Here is a 19,334-nt window from a genome sequence, read left to right as displayed (position 1 = left end):
CTTATCATTTGTTAAAAAATAAGGTATGATGTATAAAAATAAGGTGAAGCTTTCCGAGTATAGTTTAGAAAAGAAAGTGAAGAACTTCACGCTTTTAGAGCGTGTACCTATTTAATCTCTAAAGTGGTAGGAAAGTAGAGGGGGAAAATCATGACAAAGCTGCAACGTATTCAAAAAGTTTTAGTAGCTAACCGTGGAGAAATTGCAATTCGTGTATTCCGAGCTTGTTCAGAACTTGGATTAAATACAGTTGCAATTTATTCAAAAGAGGATAGCGGTTCTTACCATCGCTATAAAGCGGATGAATCTTATTTAGTGGGAGAAGGCAAAAAACCAATCGATGCTTACCTTGATATTGAAGGTATTATTGAGATTGCAAAAAGCAATCACGTGGATGCAATTCACCCTGGATATGGTTTCTTGTCAGAAAATATCCAATTTGCTAGACGTTGTGAAGAAGAAGGAATTATCTTTATCGGACCAAAGAGCAAACATTTAGATATGTTTGGAGATAAAGTAAAAGCAAGAACACAAGCGCAATTAGCAAATATTCCAGTTATTCCTGGCAGCGATGGACCTATTAATTCACTAGAAGAAGTTGAAGAGTTTGCTAAGAAGTATGATTACCCGATAATTATTAAAGCATCACTTGGTGGTGGTGGCCGCGGTATGCGTATTGTACGTAGCGGTGATGAATTAAAAGAATCTTATGATCGTGCAAAATCAGAAGCGAAAGCAGCTTTTGGTAATGATGAAGTGTATGTTGAAAAATTCGTTGAAAAACCTAAACATATAGAAGTTCAAATATTAGCAGATGAAGAAGGAAATGTTGTGCATTTATATGAGCGTGATTGCTCTGTACAACGTCGTCATCAAAAAGTAGTTGAAATTGCGCCAAGCGTGTCACTTTCAGATGATCTTCGTCATCGTATTTGTGAAGCAGCGGTACAGTTAACGAAAAATGTAAATTATTTAAATGCTGGTACGGTTGAGTTCCTTGTAAAAGGCGATGACTTTTATTTCATTGAAGTAAATCCACGTGTTCAAGTAGAACATACAATTACAGAGATGATTACAGGCATTGATATTGTTCAGTCACAAATTTTAATTGCAGATGGACACGCTTTACATAGCCCAATCGTAAGTATACCAAAACAAGAAGACGTTATTGTGCATGGTTATGCGATTCAATCTCGTGTAACAACAGAAGATCCGCTTAATAATTTTATGCCTGATACAGGGAAAATTATGGCGTATCGTTCTGGTGGTGGTTTTGGCGTTCGTCTTGACACAGGTAACAGTTTCCAAGGGGCTGTTATTACACCGTACTATGATTCATTACTTGTAAAAGTAACAACTTGGGCGCTTACATTTGAACAAGCGGCTGCGAAAATGGAGCGCAACTTAAAAGAGTTTCGTATTCGTGGGATTAAAACAAACATTCCATTCTTAGAGAATGTAGTAAAACATAAAAACTTCTTGTCAGGGGAATATGATACGTCATTTATTGATGCATCACCTGAACTGTTCGTGTTTCCAAAACGTAAAGATCGTGGAACAAAGATGTTAAGTTATGTTGGTACGGTAACAGTAAATGGTTTCCCAGGAGTAGGGAAGAAAGAGAAGCCAATTTTCCCAGATGCACGTATACCAAATGTAAAACATTATGAATCGATTCAAGATGGAACAAAACAAATTTTAGACGAACGCGGAGCGGATGGATTAGTAAAATGGGTGCAAGATCAAAAACGTGTACTTTTAACAGATACAACATTCCGAGATGCGCACCAATCATTACTTGCAACACGGATTCGTACAAAAGATTTAAACCAAATTGCTGAACCGACAGCTAGAATGTTACCGAATTTATTCTCAGCGGAAATGTGGGGCGGTGCAACGTTTGATGTTGCGTATCGTTTCTTAAAAGAAGATCCATGGGAACGATTATTAGAACTTCGTGAAAGAATGCCAAATGTTTTATTCCAAATGCTTCTTCGTTCATCAAATGCGGTTGGTTATAAAAACTATCCAGATAATTTAATTCAAAAATTTGTAGAATGTTCAGCGCAAGCTGGTATCGATGTATTCCGTATTTTTGATAGCTTAAACTGGGTGGAAGGTATGAGAGTTGCAATTGATGCTGTAAGAGAGAGTGGCAAAATTGCAGAGGCAACAATGTGTTATACAGGGGATATCCATGACCCAATGCGCAGTAAATATGACTTAAATTATTATAAAAACTTAGCGAAAGAATTGGAAGCGTCAGGAGCACATATTCTAGGTATTAAAGATATGGCTGGATTATTAAAACCAAATGCAGCCTATGATTTAGTTTCTGCTTTAAAAGAAACGGTATCGATTCCGATTCACCTTCATACGCATGATACAAGTGGAAATGGTGTTTTAACGTATACGAAAGCAATTGAAGCAGGTGTTGATATTGTCGATGTAGCTGTAAGCTCAATGGCAGGTCTAACATCACAACCAAGTGCAAATACGTTATATTATGCGCTAGGTGGAAATGAAAGACAACCAGATGTTAATGTGGATTCATTAGAAAAACTTTCACATTACTGGGAGGATGTTCGTAAATATTATGCACCATTTGAAAGTGGTATGAATGCACCTCATACAGAGGTATATATGCATGAAATGCCAGGTGGCCAATATAGTAACCTTCAACAACAAGCGAAAGCAGTTGGTTTAGGAGACCGATTTGATGAAGTGAAAGTGATGTATCGCCGTGTAAATGATATGTTTGGTGATATTGTAAAAGTAACACCATCATCAAAAGTTGTTGGCGACATGGCGCTATTTATGGTACAAAATCACCTTACAGAACAAGACATTTTTGAGCGTGGACATTCTTTAGATTTCCCAGGTTCTGTTGTGGAAATGTTCTCTGGAGATCTTGGACAACCATATGGTGGCTTCCCGAAAGAATTACAAAAAATCATTTTAAAAGGGAAAGAGCCATTAACAGTAAGACCAGGGGAATTGTTAGAACCAGTAGACTTCGATGCTTTAAAAGAAGAGTTGTTCCATAAACTTGGACGTGAAGTAACGATTTTTGATGTTGTTGCATATGCATTATATCCAAAAGTATTTATGGATTATGAAAAAGTCGCTGGGCTTTATGGAAACGTGTCTGTACTCGATACGCCAACATTCTTCTATGGTATGAGGCTTGGTGAAGAAATTGGTGTGGAAATTGAACGTGGTAAAACATTAATGGTTAAATTAGTATCAATTGGTGAACCACAACCAGATGGGACACGTGTACTTTACTTTGAATTTAACGGGCAACCGCGTGAAATTGTTGTGAAAGATGAAGGTGTTAAATCAACAGTCGCGCAGCGTGTGAAAGGGAATCGTGAGAATCCAAATCATATTAGTGCAACAATGCCGGGAACGGTCATTAAAGTTGTTGTAAATGAAGGTGATGAAGTGAAAAAAGGCGATTCCATGGCAATTACAGAAGCGATGAAGATGGAAACGACGGTTCAGGCGCCATTCAATGGAAAAGTGAAGAAAGTATATGTAAAAGATGGAGATGCGATTCAAACAGGCGATTTACTTATTGAACTAGAACAATAATAATAAAGAAAAGAGTTGCTTGAAGGCAGCTCTTTTCTTTATATAAAAATAATAACTTGCCACAGTGGCAAGTTATTAAAACGATTGTTTATTTTGCGTTGTAGTTGATGGGTGTGCCTCTTTTGCATTTGCTGTGCTTCGTGTACCTAACATGACTAAATAGCATAATACAGCAAAGAGACAAGAAATAAAGAGTGAATGTAACAATGCCATTGATAAACTTGCATTAGTATAAACGACTAAAATACCAACAACTGCTTGAAGTGTAACGAGAATAAATGAGATAATCCATCCCCAATATACAACCCGGTGCTGTTTATAGTGACGAATAGCAACAATCATTGCGTATAGGATCCAAGCAAATATTAATATTGCGGCAACCCTGTGTCCCATTTGAACCCATTCATGCAATTGAGTAGGCCATGGTCTGTTTTTACTACAAAGTGGAAAGTCTGGACAAGCTAAACTTGCACGCTCGTGACGTACTAAAGCTCCTGTATAGACGACAATATAACTGTAAATTGTTACACCGTAAATATGAAATTTCATTTTTTTGTCCATAATGAGAGAACGTGCATCAAATTTTTTGTCGATTTCAAAAATAAGGCACGTTAGTAAAATGACAGAAGCAAACGAAATTAAAGAAATACCAAAATGAATAGCTAATACAGCAGGTACTTGTCCCCAAACAACTGCGGCAGCTCCCATGAGTGCTTGTGCCACTAAAAATACGAAAGATAAAACAGCTAGCGTTTTTGTTTCACGTACATGTTTATAATATTTCCAGGATAGGATACAAAGAAGTGTAACGAGAATCCCTGCCGATCCGGATGTTAAGCGGTGACTTAGTTCAATAATCGTTTCCATTGATAGATTAGAGGGAACGAGTTCACCATTACAAAGTGGCCAGGATTTACCGCATCCTTGACCTGAACCTGTTTTTGTAACTAAAGCCCCTCCTAATAAAACCCCTAGTAAGTCGAGGCTTGTAATGACTGCTAACCATTTAATAAAGCGTTGCAATCTGTTTCACCATCTTTCTGTTATGAAGTTATTGCGAAATATTTTCATTCCATCAATTTTATAGAACAAAACGCGCTACAGTCCTATGATATATAAAAAATAATAAAATAGCAAAGAAATGGAGAGAGGGGATAAAGAGTTTGGAATAAGAAAAAAATGGAATTTTAATTACATATTTTAGGAGGAGTCATTTCTATTATAAAAAGAAATGGGAAGAATATATGCTAAATATGACAAAATAGTTTATTATAGAAGGTAACCTCATGTTATGATTAGGAAGTAATGGGAGAAACTTTTTTGTTATCCGACACAAAAAGTTCACGTTTTCTTCACAAATTGTTAGGGAAATATGATTTAATATACTCGAGTATGAGCGTAGATTAGTAGTAGAGTGAGAAAACAACATTTCTACTGTAATAATATTGCTATATAGAAGCGTAATACTTTTGTAAAGTAAAGACGCGAAAGAAGGATGAAAGTTTTAAGAGGGGGTTGAAATGATGAACCATGCAACAAGTGAGCTGCATGATGAGTCAGCTATAACAAATGTGCCAGAAACAACACGTGTACAAGATTTATTAGCGCTCGTTAAGATGGGGATTGTAAACTCGAATACACTTACGGTATTTACAGGATTTTGGTTGGCTTTACACTTTAATGGATTAAATGCTGTTAACCATTTGGATAAAATGTTCTTTACAATTGTCGGCTCGGCTTTAATTATGGCAGGATCATGTAGCTTGAATAACTATATTGATCGGGATATCGATCACTTAATGGAACGGACAAAAAATCGTCCGACAGTAACAGGAAAATATAAACCTGGTTTTGCGTTAACATTAGGTATGACTTTATTGCTTCTTGGTTTTGTATTCTTGTTATTTACAACACCAATGGCAGCAATTATAGGTTTCATCGGTGCTTTCACATACGTTGTTTTGTATTCATTATGGACAAAACGAGCATATACACTAAATACAGTAGTAGGTAGTGTATCTGGAGCAGTTCCACCTTTAATTGGTTGGGCAGCAGTTGATCCTAGTTTAGATCATCCAATTGCTTGGATGCTATTTTTAATTATGTTTATTTGGCAAATCCCACATTTCCTCGCGTTAGCGATGAAACGTGTTGATGAATATCGAAATGCAGGTATTCCCATGCTTCCTGTTGTACATGGATTTGATATTACAAAACGTCAAATCATGATTTGGACAGTATGTTTATTACCATTACCATTTTATATGAGTGGACTGGGAGTAACATTTATGGTAATTGCAACATTGCTTAACATTGGATGGATCGTATTAGGATTCTATGGATTCCGTAAGAAGGATGATATAAAATGGTCCGTACAAATGTTTGTCTACTCCTTGAATTACTTGACAATCTTATTTGTGTCAATGATTGTAGTTACATTCTTCTAAGACAACGACATGAGGGGATTTCTTTACGTTGAGATTTACTTTACTTACTATAAATAAAGTACAATCTAATTCACAAAGAAAGTGGGGGTTGTTTGTATGAAGAAACAGTGGCGACTGCTTTCATTCGTTTCACTGCTGGCTTTACTGTTAGGGGGATGCGGTAAAGCCTTTCAATCTACTTTAATTCCGCAAGGTGAAGTAGCAAAAATGCAATATGATTTACTCTTGTTAGCAAGTGCAATTATGGTAGGTGTCGTACTTGTAGTTACTATTATTTTCTTGTATGTAATTGTGCGTTTCCGACAAAAGAAGGGTCAAGAAGATTATATCCCAAAGCAAGTTGAAGGAAATCACAAACTAGAAATTATATGGACAGTCATTCCGATTATTCTTTTGCTGATATTGGCTGTTCCAACTGTTACATATACATTCAAACTTGCTGATGTAAGTGCGATGGAGAAAAAGAATATTGATAAAGACACAATCGTTGTTGATGTAACAGCGAATCTTTATTGGTGGGAATTTTCTTATAAATCAGAAAAGATAGTAACTTCGCAAGACCTAGTTATCCCCACAGGTAAAAAAGTATATTTGAATTTGAAAGGTGCTGACATTAAACATTCGTTTTGGGTCCCATCTTTAGCTGGGAAAATGGATACGAATACGGATAATGTCAATAAAATGTGGTTAAAGGCAGATAAATCAGGAACTTATAATGGTTTTTGTACAGAATTTTGTGGCCCATCACATTCTTTAATGCAATTTAAAGTAAAGGCTCTTGATGAAAGCGAGTACAAAGATTGGATTGCTGATATGAGGAAACTTGATGGTAAGAAGGAAGTTTCTTCTCCAAAAGAACAAGAAGGTCAAGAAATATTCAACAAAAGCTGTATTGGTTGTCATGCAACTGGATCAAATGATAGTAGACCACCTTCTGCACGTATCGCACCAAACCTAGCAAACTTTGCTGATCGCGATATGGTTGCCGGCATTGCTGAAAATAATGAAGAAAACGTAAAAAAATGGTTAAAGGATCCTGAAAATATGAAGCCAGGAAATAAAATGACTGGTAAATATGGCAACTTAACGGACGGTCAAGTAGATGCATTAAATGCATATTTGAAAACGTTAAAAGTTGAGAAGTAAAGAGGGATTATTTGCGAAGGGGAGGTTGAAAACGTGAGTTCTGTAGCAAAAAAACAGGGGATGGGTGCTGTTATATGGGATTATTTGACGACAGTAGACCATAAAAAAATTGCCATTCTCTATTTAATTGCAGGTGGATTGTTTTTTATCATTGGCGGAATAGAGGCATTATTTATCCGTCTTCAATTAGCGATTCCAAACAATGCTTTTCTTGTTGGGGATGCTTATAACCAAGTATTAACGATGCACGGTACAACAATGATTTTCCTCGCAGCTATGCCGCTCGTGTTTGCATTTATGAACGCCGCTGTACCACTTCAAATTGGGGCACGGGATGTGGCGTTTCCATTTTTAAATTCACTTGGATTTTGGTTATTTTTCTTCGGTGGAGTATTTTTAAACTTAAGTTGGTTTTTAGGAGGGGCACCTGATGCAGGGTGGACATCTTATGCATCGTTATCTCTTGCTTCTAAAGGACATGGTGTTGATTTTTATGTACTAGGGTTACAAATATCAGGTATAGGTACACTGATTGGTGGTATTAACTTCCTTGTCACAATTATTAATATGCGTGCACCTGGAATGACATATATGCGTATGCCAATGTTTACATGGACAACATTTGTAACTTCTTCACTTATTTTATTTGCTTTCCCACCATTAACAGTGGGATTGGCACTACTTATGTTAGATCGCTTATTTGGCACAAGTTTCTTTAACCCAGCTTTAGGGGGGAACACGATTATATGGGAACATTTATTCTGGATCTTCGGTCACCCAGAAGTGTATATTCTTATCCTTCCAGCTTTCGGAATATTCTCAGAAATTTTCGCTACATTCTCTAAAAAACGACTATTTGGTTACTCATCTATGGTATTTGCAACGGTGTTAATTGGATTTTTAGGATTTATGGTATGGGCGCATCATATGTTTACAGTTGGTCTTGGACCTGTTGCGAATGCTATTTTCTCAGTTGCAACAATGGCAATTGCAGTTCCGACTGGTATTAAAATATTTAACTGGCTCTTTACAATGTGGGGGGGAAGTATCAGGTTTACAACGCCAATGATGTGGGCTGTTGCTTTTATTCCATCATTTGTAATGGGTGGTGTAACAGGGGTCATGCTTGCCTCGGCTCCAGCTGACTATCAATTCCATGATAACTATTTCGTTGTAGCGCATTTTCACTACGTAATCGTTGGTGGAGTTGTATTTGGACTATTAGCAGGTGCACATTATTATTGGCCACTTATGTTTAACAAAGTATTAAATGAAACCTTGGGTAAAATAACATTTTGGTTGTTCTTTATCGGCTTCCATTTAACATTCTTTATCCAGCATTTCCTTGGTCTAATTGGTATGCCACGTCGCTACTTTACGTATTTACCAGGCCAAGGATTAGAAACGGGGAACTTAATTAGTTCGATTGGTGCTGTATTTATGGGGCTAGGAACGATCGTTCTGTTATTTAATGTTGTGAAAACATCGTTGTCTAAAGAGAAAGCTGGCCGCGATCCGTGGGATGCTCGTACATTAGAATGGACAATGCCTGCACCTACACCAGAATACAATTTTAAACAATTACCATTCGTTCGCGGATTAGATCCGTTCTGGATTGAAAAACGTGAAGGGAATAAAGAAATAACACCAGCAGAGCCTGTTAGTGATATTCATATGCCAAACCCTTCATTTTCACCATTTGTTATATCTCTTGGATTATTTATAGCAGCATTTGGTGCGATGTACATGCAAGGTGGGAAAGATAAGTTTTGGTTATTGGTTGCAATTATTGGACTTATCATTACATTTGGTGCAATGTTCTTACGTTCAGTAATTGATGATCATGGTTATCATATTCATAAAGAAGATTTAGATGATAAGGGGGGCACGGCGTAATGCATGGAGAGGAAAAATTAACAAATGAAACGTTTCCAGCAGAGCCTGAAAAAGCAACCCTTGAGGGGAAAAATAAGTTTGTTGGATTTTGGCTATTTCTTGGAGGCGAAACTGTATTGTTCGCTTCCTTATTTGGCACATATTTAGCGTTAAAAAATTCTACAAACGGTGGCCCCACTTCTCAAGAAATGTTTCAAATGCCACTTGTCTTTATTATGACGATGCTTTTGTTAACAAGTAGTTTAACAAGCGTGTATGCGATGTATCATATGAAGAACTTTAACTTTAAGCAAATGCAGCTTTGGTTACTTGTTACAGTACTATTAGGATTAGGGTTTTTAGGGTTTGAGATTTATGAATTTTATCATTATACACACGAATTCAAACATACGATGAGAAGTAGTGCATTTGGTTCAGCGTTTTATGCGCTTGTTGGAACTCATGGATTACACGTATTGTTCGGATTATTATGGATCTTAACATTAGTTTTTCGGAATGCGAAGCGCGGGCTGAATTTATATAATGCTCCAAAGTTTTACGTTGCATCTATTTACTGGCACTTTATTGATGTAGTTTGGGTGTTTATATTCACTGTAGTATACTTGATGGGAATGGTGGGATAAACAATGGCGATAAAGCAAACAAATACAAGTAACTCAAAAGTAGATCTTGTTTATCGTAGAAAAAAAAGTGCTGAGGAAATGAGACATCAAGTGATTACATTTGGTCTAATGATTTTCTTAACGATTGTAGCTTTTGTGGCAGTCGCTTATCCGAAAACATTTAGTCCTCTTTTCTCTGTACCATTTATTTTACTATTAGCTGTTGTTCAAGTAATATTTCAATTGTATTATTTCATGCATATGAGTCATAAGGGACATGAAGCAGCAACCTTTTTCTTATATTCTGGATTATTGATAGGGTTGTTAACCATTTTAGCTTTTATGACAATTGTTTGGGTTTAAAAAGTAAAGGATAGGGAGCTTGAAGTTATCTTCGCTCCCTTTTTCCTATGAGGGTAAGGAGTTCATATTGAAAGGGTGGGTGTAAAATGGGCAACTTATGGATATTTGGTTTTCAAGCTTTATGGAGCCCGATCTTTTTACTTTTTATAGTGTCTATCCTTATCTGTTACTTTCTTATTATCGGGCCGTATAGAAATCGGTTCGATAATGCAGAAAAGGTAAATAAAAAGCAAATGTTTTATTTTACGACTGGGATTATCCTGTTGTATCTTGTAAAAGGTGGGCCTATTGATTTACTTGGACATATTGTATTTAGTGCACATATGTTTGAAATGGCAGTGATGTACATCGCTGTACCACCATTATTGTTATTAGGGATTCCAGTTTGGTTATACACATATATTACCTCTTTCCGTTTTATCCAAGTGATATTGATTATGTTTACAAAACCGCTTATTGCTCTGGTTGTATTTAATGGATTATTTTCTATTTATCATTTGCCTGTTGTTTTTGATGCTGTAAAGCAAAATCAAGTTGCTCATCCTATTTTTCTTGCTGTTTTATTTTTTACAGCAATGATGATGTGGTGGCCTATGCTAAATCCATTACCGGAGTATCAAACATTAAGTGAAATAAAGAAAATTGGGTACATGTTTGCGAACGGTGTATTATTGACACCAGCTTGTGCGCTAATCATATTTGCTAGTGAATCGTTGTTTGCTACATATACGGATCCGAGTGCGTGGATGAAAGCGATGGAGCTCTGTGTACCTGCAGGAATATTGAGTGATTTAAACATAACCGGACCAGAATTTTTACATTGGATGCCGATTGTGCAAGATCAACAAACAGGCGGTATCATTATGAAAATTGTCCAGGAAATAGTGTATGGTACAATTATTGGCTATGTGTTTTTTAAATGGGCACGTAAAGAACGTAAAAAAGATGAGGAGCAACTACAGAAAGTGCCTCCTTATTTGCAACCAAAATAAAGAAGGTGTATCACATGGATACACCTTCTTTACTATTCTATAACTGCAAATTCCTTTAGTTTTTTTTCAATATTTTGCAAGAGTTGTTCGCTTTTTTGGATTACGTTTGTAGGGAAAACTTCATTTTCACCATATTCAACGCCATGTGGATAGTAATGTTTTCCTAACAATGGTGGAAGTAATTTAACTTGTGCATGGCGTCCTCCGATTTCCCCTTCTACCGCAAAGCCTTGTATCCGTAAATAATATACATCCTTCAATATTTCAAATTTATAGTCATATGTAACTCGCTCATAGTCCCACTGTCCAGCAAGTACAAAACGTTGATTTTGCATAACTTCCGTGAGCAGTGTAAAATCAATGGTCGCCCCTATAAGTTTTGAATTTGTAAATTGCATGGAATACCTCCTTATCTTTATTTGAAAACCTTTAATTTTATAATAGTATGAATAATGAGAAATCGCAATTCATATTGAGAGAAAAGGGAGAATCACGGCTTTTTTTATTTAAATATGATATAGTGAAAATAGTGCGGTACACACAAAAGAGAAGACAGGCATTTGTGTATATCTCAATTTTATGTTTGACCAGGAGGTATATTGTTTGAAGAAATTATTACGTATCGTAATGATTACGGTTTTTATTTTAGCTATTGATTTATACGGGAAATTACTCGTTTCGCAATATATATTACAGCCATCTCATTCTAAGCAGGAACATAAGATTGTTAAGAAAAAGAAACAGATAAATGAAGGATTTCCAGAGACAATCTCCCAATTAATAGGAGGGGATTCGGAAAGTTTATTAGCAAAATGGGGTGAGCCAGCTCGAATCGAACCTTCTGCGTATGGTTACGAATGGTGGATTTATAATCAAGATTTATCACAATATGTGCAGTTTGGTGTTGCAGAACATAAAATTGTAACAGCTTATGTTGCTGGTAATAAAGTGGATGTAGTTCCATTTCGTATGGATGAAAAATATGAAGATGTCTATAAAAAAAATCCATTCTCACATGAAATTTCTTTGAAAAAAGGAAGAAACAGCTACCAATTTGAATTATCTGATACTGAAATTGCAGAACAACCACTTGTTTCGATAGAAGAAGATGGTTGGGCGCAGTTATACTTTGACCGATTCACACATAAACTTGTCGGAATTCGGTATATGGATGATGAGACATTGCTTCGACAAAGGCCGTATCAGCTTGTTTATTCTGGAGAGTTAGGGGCGGAGCAGCCAATTACTCCAGAGAAAATGACACAAATAGAACATGGCAATATGCAACAAATTCTAGATTTGACGAATATTATTCGTAGTCGTCATCAACTACCGTTACTAACATGGGATCAACAAACAGCTGAAGTGGCTTTTGGGCATAGCAAGGATATGAAAGAGAATAATTATTTTTCGCATGATTCGCCGGAATTTGGGACTTTAGGAGATCGATTACAACGTGGTCAAGTCGCATTTCAACTTGCAGGTGAAAATATAGCAGCACAGCATACTGATGGGATCGCTGCAGTACAAGGTTGGTTGAATAGTGAAGGACATCGGAAAAACTTGCTAAATGAACAATTTACTGGACTAGGTGTTGGAGTCTTCGATAAATTTTATACTCAAAATTTCATTAGAAAATAGGAAAAGGTGCATGAATCGTTTAAAAATAGGCGAACCATGCGCCTTTTTTTTCTTACAATATAGTAGATACATCTGAAGAGGTGAGGATTATGACAAAAACAAAAGGACCGTTACATCCTTCTGTTCAACAGTTTAAAGAGTTTGTAAACCATCACCCTAAAATGGTTCATGAAGTTCGAAATGGTCAAAAAACATGGCAACAATTTTATGAGGAATGGTATTTACTTGGAGAACAAGATGAAATGTGGAAGGTGTATAAAGCAGATGGAGAAACGATTTCTTCTCCAGCTCAAGAAAACAATGATGAAAAAGCCGTCGATTTGATGGGACAAATGCTTTCTTTTTTAAAAAAATTAGATGCAGAGCAAATGCAGCAACATCTAGCTAATGTAACGAGTGCCATTGGGAGTGTGCAACAGGTTATTCAGCAATTTCAAGGGAATCGTACACAACCTGAGCAAAGAACTTCTGAAAACAATCCATTTTTCTTTCGAAAAGATTAGGAGGAAAGAGGATGAGGGCAGAGCTTATGGAATTTATAAAAGCTGATGAAGATTTAGGGCGTTATATTCGTGAACAACCCCATTGGTATCGAAAATTATCACGTAATCCGGAGGAAAAGGAGGCATTTGAATTAGCTGCTTTACAGTATTATAAAAAGACAATCCCGGACAAAGTTGCAAAATTTCAAAATCAATTGGCGGTTGCTTCTATTATGATTGACATGTTTCAATATATGAAGCAGCAAAATGCAACGTAATTGGAAGGGAAAACTATGTCCGTCATGCGAAACTTTTGTTACAATAGAAAAGGATTATTGAAAAAAGGAGTTATAGCATGACGGAAATTTGTTTAGTACGACATGGACAAACTGATTGGAATTTTCAAGAGATTATTCAAGGGCGTGAAGACATTCCACTTAATGAAGTTGGGAAAAAGCAAGCAAGTCAAAGTGCAGCTGCGTTGCAATTGGACACATGGGATGTGATTATCAGCAGTCCCTTAATTAGAGCGCAGGAAACAGCTCAGATGATTAGTAACGCTGTTGGAATACATTCTATTCTTCTTGATGAGCGGTTTGTTGAACGGAATTTTGGCGAAGCTTCAGGGAAACCCGTTTCCACAGTTAGAGAGCTGATTGCAGAGGGAAATGTAGAAGGTATGGAGACAGATGAAGAGATTGTAAATCGTTGCTTTTCTGCATTGCAAGATGTTGCGCAAGTACATGCAGGTAAGCGCGTTATTATCGTTGCACATTCACATGCGATAAAAGCAATTTTACATGCAATCTCCCCTGATGAAATTACATTTAAAACTCCATTGAAAAATGCCTGCATTAGTTATGTAAAAGAGGAAAATGGAAGCTGGGACGTGCTACGATATAATATCGCGGAGCATATTTGCGTATAAGAAATTATGACGGATGATGGTTTTCGGTAATCGGACTTTTTACTTTATATTCAGATGGGATATTCAAATTAGTAGTTCTGTTTTAAATGTGTTATGATGGATACTCGGAGGTGTCTCTCATGATTGTAGCGACGCTTGAAAGCGTAATGATATTAGACGAGGCAGAACAGCTTGCAAAAGCGATTGTCTGTTCAGATATAGCAAAGGGTTATCGAGAATGTTATAAGGCGTTACAGGAAGATTTGGAAGCTCAAACATTAATTAGTCAATTTACAGCAATGAAAGAGCGATATGAAGAAGTGCAACGCTTTGGAAAATATCATCCTGATTATACTTTCGTTTCGAAAAATATGCGAGAATTAAAACGTTCTGTAGATTTGCATGAAAAGATAGCTGCTTTTAAAAAAGCGGAAAATGCTTTGCAAAAACTATTAGATGAAGTCAGTGTAGCAATTGGTTCCGAAGTATCATCTGCTATTAAAGTTCCTACTGGAAATCCGTTTTTTGATGCAGGTGGATGCGGAGGCGGTTGTGGCTCTGGTGGAAGTTGTGGTTGTAAAAAAACGGGGTGATGTGCCCCGTTTTTTAGAATATGGAAGAAAACGTAAACAGAACGTTTAACAATGTACTATAATTTCACAAATTTCTGATTGATGTTTATAAGATACAAGAATATGAGTATATAAAAGGAGAAGATGGAGAAGATTATGTTCGGGCAACGACAAAGTATGATTGTTTATTTACATTCATTGAAACATGCCAAGATTTTAAGGAAATATGGTAATATTCATTACATATCAAAGCGTTTGAAATATGCAGTTGTATATTGTGATATGGAACAAATAGAGCATATGATACAAAAGCTAAATAAACTTCCTTTTGTGAAAAAAATTGAGCAGTCATATCGCCCATTTCTTAAAACGGAATTTGAAAATTCACGTCCGGATCGCGCGAAAGAATACGACTATAGTTAAAGAGAAAGACCCCCACTATTTTGGTGGGGGTCTTCTCGGTTTTTTCTTTTTAAAGAAAACGTCTCTTTTCTGCAGAACGTATGTTTGTTTCGGTGTATAATGATCTTATCAAATAAAATGAGGTGAGAACAGGTGAAGAAAGCATATTTTTCGAAACGGATCTATAAGGTAGATTTACCGCATGAGATGGTAGATGCATTGGCAGAGACAATCGAAACATTTAATCAGGCGAAGCGCTTTGCGTTTCAAATGATTGTTCGGGAAAAACGTTGGAACCGTAAGATATATACAGATAGTCTTCATCTCGTTCTCAAGCGGAAATTCGGCATCTCTATTCATTAATCCGCGGCTTTTACGATTGGTCGACGAGGGTTAGGGTATAAAGAAAAAGTACCTGGGGTGCTTCAGCCTTATATTCCAAAGAAAGATGCACATCACTGGAGCCATTGGCATCAATTAAACAATCGATTGGATATTCGCACGCATCATTTCTATCAGCTATACGATGTAGATCAACCGAAAGAAGTCTTACAAATCGAACGGTTACACTTGTTTGAAAATGAAAAGAAAAAACTAGCAAAACGATTTGCATGATAAAAAAGAGCACTTTGTCCCAGATTTTTACGCTTATTACCAGAGCAGATAACAAGTCTAGGAACTGGATGCATGACAAAGTGTTCTATCCTCGATATAAGAACAAAGTAGTTGTACCTATTTTGTTTGCCTTTCGTCGGAAGATAGAATGGGTCGTCTTACATTACATACAGACACTACCGAACTCTATATTGTTGTATCCTCTTTGTTGAACGGGAGGAACTGTTTTTGTGAGGACAGAGACAGGAGAATCCCCCACCTTAAGCTCTTGTAGAGGTAGGTGAGGGTAGTTCAATTTAATAAAAATACAATGAGTATAAATTGCTATTGCATTGGAGGAATGAAATGATTCATTCGTAAAATGCCGATAAGGTGATTAAAATATAATTCTTTTTCTGGGAAAATTGTAGAAGGTTTTACAGTAAAAGAAGTAACGTTTTTTTCGATTTGTTCCGCTGTTTCCTCGAATAAAACGATTCGTTTACTTTTTGTACCTTCAAGTATAGGAATCCCTTCGCGGCATATATATAGCGGTTGGAAATCCCCAACCGTTGTAGGTTTAAGAACAACAGCAAGTGAGCATACTTTTTTATCATTTTTTAAGGTTTCAAATTGTAACATATGTGATACACGATCTTTATTTGTCTTTGCAATCTCAAGTAATTCATATAAATCGGAGTAGCCTTCTCCTAGTTCAATAAAACGTTGAATCATATTATTTCCTCCTCTTTCTTTTACTGTATCACTTCGTTTTTAAAATGAAAAGCAGACAAAGAAAAAAAACCCTGCAAAGCAGGGCCCTTCTTATACTAGTATGTACTAGTAAGAAGGCAAAGGGAGAGGAGAAACCGGAGGAAGAACTTATGGGGAAACGTAAGTCTTCTCCGCGGTTGGCAACAACATCGAAGGTGATGTTGTTATATTTATTTATGTCCAATCTAAATGAAGATATACATAATGAATTTAAAATTTATCGTAGGCTTTTTATTTTTCTTTTTTTTATTTTATGATAGGATAAAAAAGATAAAGTGAAACTTGCGTTAGTAGAGAGGGATCTGACTCGCCAATAGCGAGATGAATATACATATGGGATACTGGAAAGTTATCATGTAATGATGACTTTTTTAACGAAATAAATTAGTTTTTCTTTTAATAGATAGCGGATTCGTTTATCCTTTAATGGAAAAACACCCAAAAAACAGTGAGGTTTGATAGCGGTTAATCAAACGAATATGCGTTTGTAATAATCGCTCGATAGATTGAAATAAAGGTAGTGACAGCAAATGAGAGTAGTTTCTGGAAAATGTAAAGGGCATCCGCTTAAGGCTGTGCCAGGTAATACAACGCGACCGACAACAGATAAGGTAAAAGAAGCCATCTTTAATATGATTGGTCCTTATTTCGAAGGAGGAATTGCCCTCGATTTGTTTGGAGGTAGCGGAGGGCTTGGGATTGAAGCGCTTAGCAGAGGGGTTGACAAAGCCATTTTTGTTGATCGGGATAATAAAGCGGTGAAGGTTATTCATCAAAATTTAGAAAGCTGTAGAGTACATGACCAAGCTGAAGTATATAGAAATGATGCAGAGCGCGCTTTGAAGGCGTTAATTAAACGTGAACTATCATTTGATCTCATACTGCTAGATCCACCATACAAAGATCAAAAAATCATTTCATTAATTAGTGTTATGGACCAACACGGATTATTGAACGAAGATGGATTGATTATGGCAGAACATGGGGATGATGTAGTCTTACCGGAAGCAATAGGGGGACTTGTAAAGGTAAGAGCAGAAAATTATGGTATGACAGCTATTTCCATTTATAAGCATGAAGGTGAGGGGACCGAATGACAAGCATAGCAATTTCTTCAGGGAGTTTTGATCCGATAACTCTTGGGCATTTGGATATTATTAAAAGAGGCGCAAAGGTGTTTGACGAAGTATATGTTGTCGTTTTAAACAATTCTTCCAAGAAACCGTTCTTTTCAGTAGAAGAGCGCCTAGAGCTAATTCGAGAAGCAACAAAAGATATTCCAAACGTAAAAGTTGATTCGCATAGCGGACTGTTAGTTGAATATGCAAAAATGCGTAATGCAAACGCAATTTTACGTGGTTTACGTGCAGTTTCTGATTTTGAATATGAGATGCAAATTACATCGATGAATCGTAAGTTAGACGAAAATATTGAAACCTTTTTTATTATGACAAATAATCAATATTCATTTTTAAGTTCGAGCATTGTGAAGGAAGTGGCTCGTTATGGTGGAAATGTAGCTGGTCTTGTTCCTTCTGTTGTAGAGCACGCTTTAAAAGAAAAGTTTCAAACCCCGTTAAGATGAACGGGGTTTTTCTTTGTTTATTATGCGTAAGAATAATAAAATAACATATAGATATAAACAAAATAGTGTAAAAGTAGGACCGTAGCGAAGCAATATTTCCCAAGTCTTTGCAAGAATAGAAGCATGGTTTGATAAAAAAACAGGGATATCTTGTTGATTTGGTGAAAAAGAATGTAATTTTTCATAAAGTGGTACCCAAAATATAAAAGTGTAAATTGGGGCGAGAATACTTTGGATAATTCTTGCAAAGAAATAGGGTTTAAAGCGAATATCAGTTTCGGCTAAAATACTCGCTACCTGAGCTTGGATAGAAAGGCCGCTAAATGCGAGGATAAAGCTCGTTACCATTGCTTGTTCAAGAATTGTAGTCTGATTGGTTTGGCTGATCATTTGGCTACCTAGTGTCATTTCAAAAAGTCCTGATAGGATGGGAATGCTAAAGTGTGGTGACAGTTGGAAGAATTTTAAAATATGTTGCATAATAAAAGCTAGTGCTGCCGTGAGTTGGAAGACAGTAATCATTTTATTTAAAACGGAGAATAAAATAATAAATCCACCAATCATGAGTAAAGTTTGAATAGAGGAGATAATGGCATCACCAAGTAGTTTTCCAATTGGTCTGTTCTCTTGTAAACGCGTCTCGTGGAGAATTGAAAAAGCGTGTTGTAAGGGACGTTTTTGAATGGATTGTTTTTCTTGTATGTAAGTATTGTTGTTTCCATAAAAACGCATAAGTAATCCGACAGTAAGGTTGCTAACATAATGTGCAGCAGCTAGTATGAAACCTAATTTAGGATTGTTAAAAAAGCCAATAGAAACAGCTCCAAAAATAAATAATGGATTTGAAGAGTTGGTAAATGATACGAGTCGTTCCGCTTCTATTTGCGTTAGCTGATTACTTTTCCGGAGTCTTGCGCTTAATTTGGCGCCCGCAGGGAAGCCGGAGGCCATTCCCATTGCCCAAACAAATCCGCCAATACCAGGCACACGAAAGAGCGGGCGCATAAGCGGTTCTAATATAATACCGATAAACTTTACAACACCTATACTAATTAAAAGCTCCGCAACGATAAAAAAAGGTAGTAGTGAAGGAAAGACAACTTCCCACCATATATTTAATCCGCGAATAGAAGATTGCAAAGCGGCTTGGGGGTGAAGTACGAGAGAAAATGTTAGAAATATCATCGTTATGGTGAGAAAAGCTGTTTTCCATTTTTCATACATTTTAACGTAGCCCCCTTTGTCCCAAAAAACGTTCATTTCAGTATACGTGGATACAGGGTGGATTTAGACCATAAGTATGAAAAAGAGGATGAAAAAATTTAAAGGGTGAG

General features: G+C 36.5%; 20 protein-coding genes and 1 pseudogene. 17 read left to right on the top strand and 4 right to left on the bottom strand.

What is annotated here, in order from left to right; translation table 11 throughout:
• Positions 1-150: 150 nt before the first annotated feature.
• Entirely contained in the window at positions 151-3,597 is a 3,447-nt protein-coding gene (gene pyc / locus JDS96_RS02060) for a pyruvate carboxylase (protein WP_097794335.1), read from the top strand.
• Between the two features lie 75 nt (positions 3,598-3,672).
• Here the strand turns inward: pyc and JDS96_RS02055 are convergent, their stop codons facing one another.
• On the bottom strand, positions 3,673-4,620 hold the full coding sequence (locus tag JDS96_RS02055) for a COX15/CtaA family protein (RefSeq protein WP_018780889.1): 948 nt from the start codon (positions 4,618-4,620) through the stop codon (positions 3,673-3,675).
• 500 nt (positions 4,621-5,120) lie between these two features.
• Here JDS96_RS02055 and cyoE point away from each other — a divergent pair, with 500 nt between their 5' ends.
• The 6 genes from cyoE to ctaG all read left to right on the top strand — a co-directional run bounded on the left by cyoE (position 5,121) and on the right by ctaG (position 11,043).
• Complete coding sequence (cyoE, locus tag JDS96_RS02050) at positions 5,121-6,044, top strand: heme o synthase (protein WP_018780890.1); 924 nt, start codon at positions 5,121-5,123, stop codon at positions 6,042-6,044.
• Positions 6,045-6,140: 96 nt separating this feature from the next.
• The gene (gene coxB / locus JDS96_RS02045) at positions 6,141-7,190 is read left to right on the top strand and encodes a cytochrome c oxidase subunit II (protein ID WP_199665836.1); all 1,050 of its coding nucleotides are present in this window, start codon (positions 6,141-6,143) and stop codon (positions 7,188-7,190) included.
• Between the two features lie 60 nt (positions 7,191-7,250).
• The gene (gene ctaD, locus JDS96_RS02040) at positions 7,251-9,086 is read left to right on the top strand and encodes a cytochrome c oxidase subunit I (protein ID WP_170957067.1); all 1,836 of its coding nucleotides are present in this window, start codon (positions 7,251-7,253) and stop codon (positions 9,084-9,086) included.
• Positions 9,086-9,709, top strand: a complete 624-nt coding sequence (gene ctaE / locus JDS96_RS02035) for a cytochrome c oxidase subunit III (protein ID WP_199665835.1) — start codon at positions 9,086-9,088, stop codon at positions 9,707-9,709. The genes ctaD and ctaE overlap by 1 nt, the downstream gene beginning before the upstream one ends.
• Before the next feature lie 3 nt (positions 9,710-9,712).
• On the top strand, positions 9,713-10,051 hold the full coding sequence (ctaF, locus tag JDS96_RS02030) for a cytochrome c oxidase subunit IVB (RefSeq protein ID WP_003199718.1): 339 nt from the start codon (positions 9,713-9,715) through the stop codon (positions 10,049-10,051).
• 86 nt (positions 10,052-10,137) lie between these two features.
• Positions 10,138-11,043, top strand: coding sequence for a cytochrome c oxidase assembly factor CtaG (gene ctaG / locus JDS96_RS02025; protein WP_199665834.1), 906 nt, complete (start codon positions 10,138-10,140; stop codon positions 11,041-11,043).
• A gap of 32 nt (positions 11,044-11,075) precedes the next feature.
• Here ctaG and JDS96_RS02020 read toward each other — a convergent pair whose 3' ends face one another.
• Complete coding sequence (locus tag JDS96_RS02020) at positions 11,076-11,441, bottom strand: YugN family protein (protein ID WP_003199722.1); 366 nt, start codon at positions 11,439-11,441, stop codon at positions 11,076-11,078.
• 205 nt (positions 11,442-11,646) lie between these two features.
• On the opposite strand from JDS96_RS02020, the gene JDS96_RS02015 reads away from it, so the two are divergent.
• From JDS96_RS02015 to JDS96_RS01985, 8 genes and pseudogenes are all read left to right on the top strand, one after another.
• Positions 11,647-12,684: a CAP domain-containing protein gene (locus JDS96_RS02015; RefSeq protein WP_016116055.1), complete on the top strand. Its 1,038-nt coding sequence runs from the start codon at positions 11,647-11,649 to the stop codon at positions 12,682-12,684.
• An 89-nt stretch (positions 12,685-12,773) separates the two neighbouring features.
• Positions 12,774-13,187, top strand: a complete 414-nt coding sequence (locus JDS96_RS02010) for a YlbD family protein (protein WP_006095793.1) — start codon at positions 12,774-12,776, stop codon at positions 13,185-13,187.
• Between the two features lie 11 nt (positions 13,188-13,198).
• Positions 13,199-13,444, top strand: a complete 246-nt coding sequence (locus tag JDS96_RS02005) for a YlbE-like family protein (protein ID WP_006095792.1) — start codon at positions 13,199-13,201, stop codon at positions 13,442-13,444.
• Between the two features lie 77 nt (positions 13,445-13,521).
• Positions 13,522-14,094: a histidine phosphatase family protein gene (locus JDS96_RS02000; protein WP_199665833.1), complete on the top strand. Its 573-nt coding sequence runs from the start codon at positions 13,522-13,524 to the stop codon at positions 14,092-14,094.
• Positions 14,095-14,213: 119 nt separating this feature from the next.
• The gene (locus tag JDS96_RS01995; protein WP_003199733.1) at positions 14,214-14,666 is read left to right on the top strand and encodes a YlbF/YmcA family competence regulator; all 453 of its coding nucleotides are present in this window, start codon (positions 14,214-14,216) and stop codon (positions 14,664-14,666) included.
• Between the two features lie 135 nt (positions 14,667-14,801).
• Entirely contained in the window at positions 14,802-15,068 is a 267-nt protein-coding gene (locus JDS96_RS01990; RefSeq protein WP_016116052.1) for a YlbG family protein, read from the top strand.
• Between the two features lie 132 nt (positions 15,069-15,200).
• Positions 15,201-15,410 carry a hypothetical protein gene (locus tag JDS96_RS31710; protein WP_206776985.1) on the top strand — a complete coding sequence of 70 codons (210 nt, stop codon included), beginning with the start codon at positions 15,201-15,203 and terminating at the stop codon, positions 15,408-15,410.
• A pseudogene (locus JDS96_RS01985) lies at positions 15,384-15,662 on the top strand (transposase); the annotation flags it as partial. The gene JDS96_RS31710 and the pseudogene JDS96_RS01985, both read left to right, overlap by 27 nt.
• A gap of 324 nt (positions 15,663-15,986) precedes the next feature.
• Here the strand turns inward: JDS96_RS01985 and JDS96_RS01980 are convergent.
• Positions 15,987-16,376 (bottom strand): DUF7147 family protein, encoded by a 390-nt coding sequence (locus JDS96_RS01980; RefSeq protein WP_199665832.1) that lies wholly within the window; start codon positions 16,374-16,376, stop codon positions 15,987-15,989.
• Between the two features lie 569 nt (positions 16,377-16,945).
• Between JDS96_RS01980 and rsmD the strand changes: the two genes are divergently transcribed.
• Together rsmD and coaD are read left to right on the top strand one after the other, a co-directional pair.
• Positions 16,946-17,512, top strand: coding sequence for a 16S rRNA (guanine(966)-N(2))-methyltransferase RsmD (gene rsmD / locus JDS96_RS01975; RefSeq protein ID WP_003199738.1), 567 nt, complete (start codon positions 16,946-16,948; stop codon positions 17,510-17,512).
• The gene (gene coaD / locus JDS96_RS01970) at positions 17,509-18,000 is read left to right on the top strand and encodes a pantetheine-phosphate adenylyltransferase (RefSeq protein ID WP_018764765.1); all 492 of its coding nucleotides are present in this window, start codon (positions 17,509-17,511) and stop codon (positions 17,998-18,000) included. Before rsmD ends, coaD begins: the two co-directional genes overlap by 4 nt.
• Here the strand turns inward: coaD and ylbJ are convergent.
• The gene (gene ylbJ, locus JDS96_RS01965; protein WP_006095788.1) at positions 17,992-19,224 is read right to left on the bottom strand and encodes a sporulation integral membrane protein YlbJ; all 1,233 of its coding nucleotides are present in this window, start codon (positions 19,222-19,224) and stop codon (positions 17,992-17,994) included. The two genes, coaD and ylbJ, sit on opposite strands and share 9 nt — an antisense overlap.
• Positions 19,225-19,334 lie beyond the last annotated feature (110 nt).

Origin of the sequence: Bacillus cereus group sp. N21 (genome assembly GCF_016483395.1) — a bacterium.
GTDB classification, from domain to species: Bacteria; Bacillota; Bacilli; order Bacillales; family Bacillaceae_G; genus Bacillus_A; species Bacillus_A pseudomycoides.
Note: the sequence above shows the minus strand (reverse complement) of the source record. Positions and strands in the feature narration are given on the sequence as shown.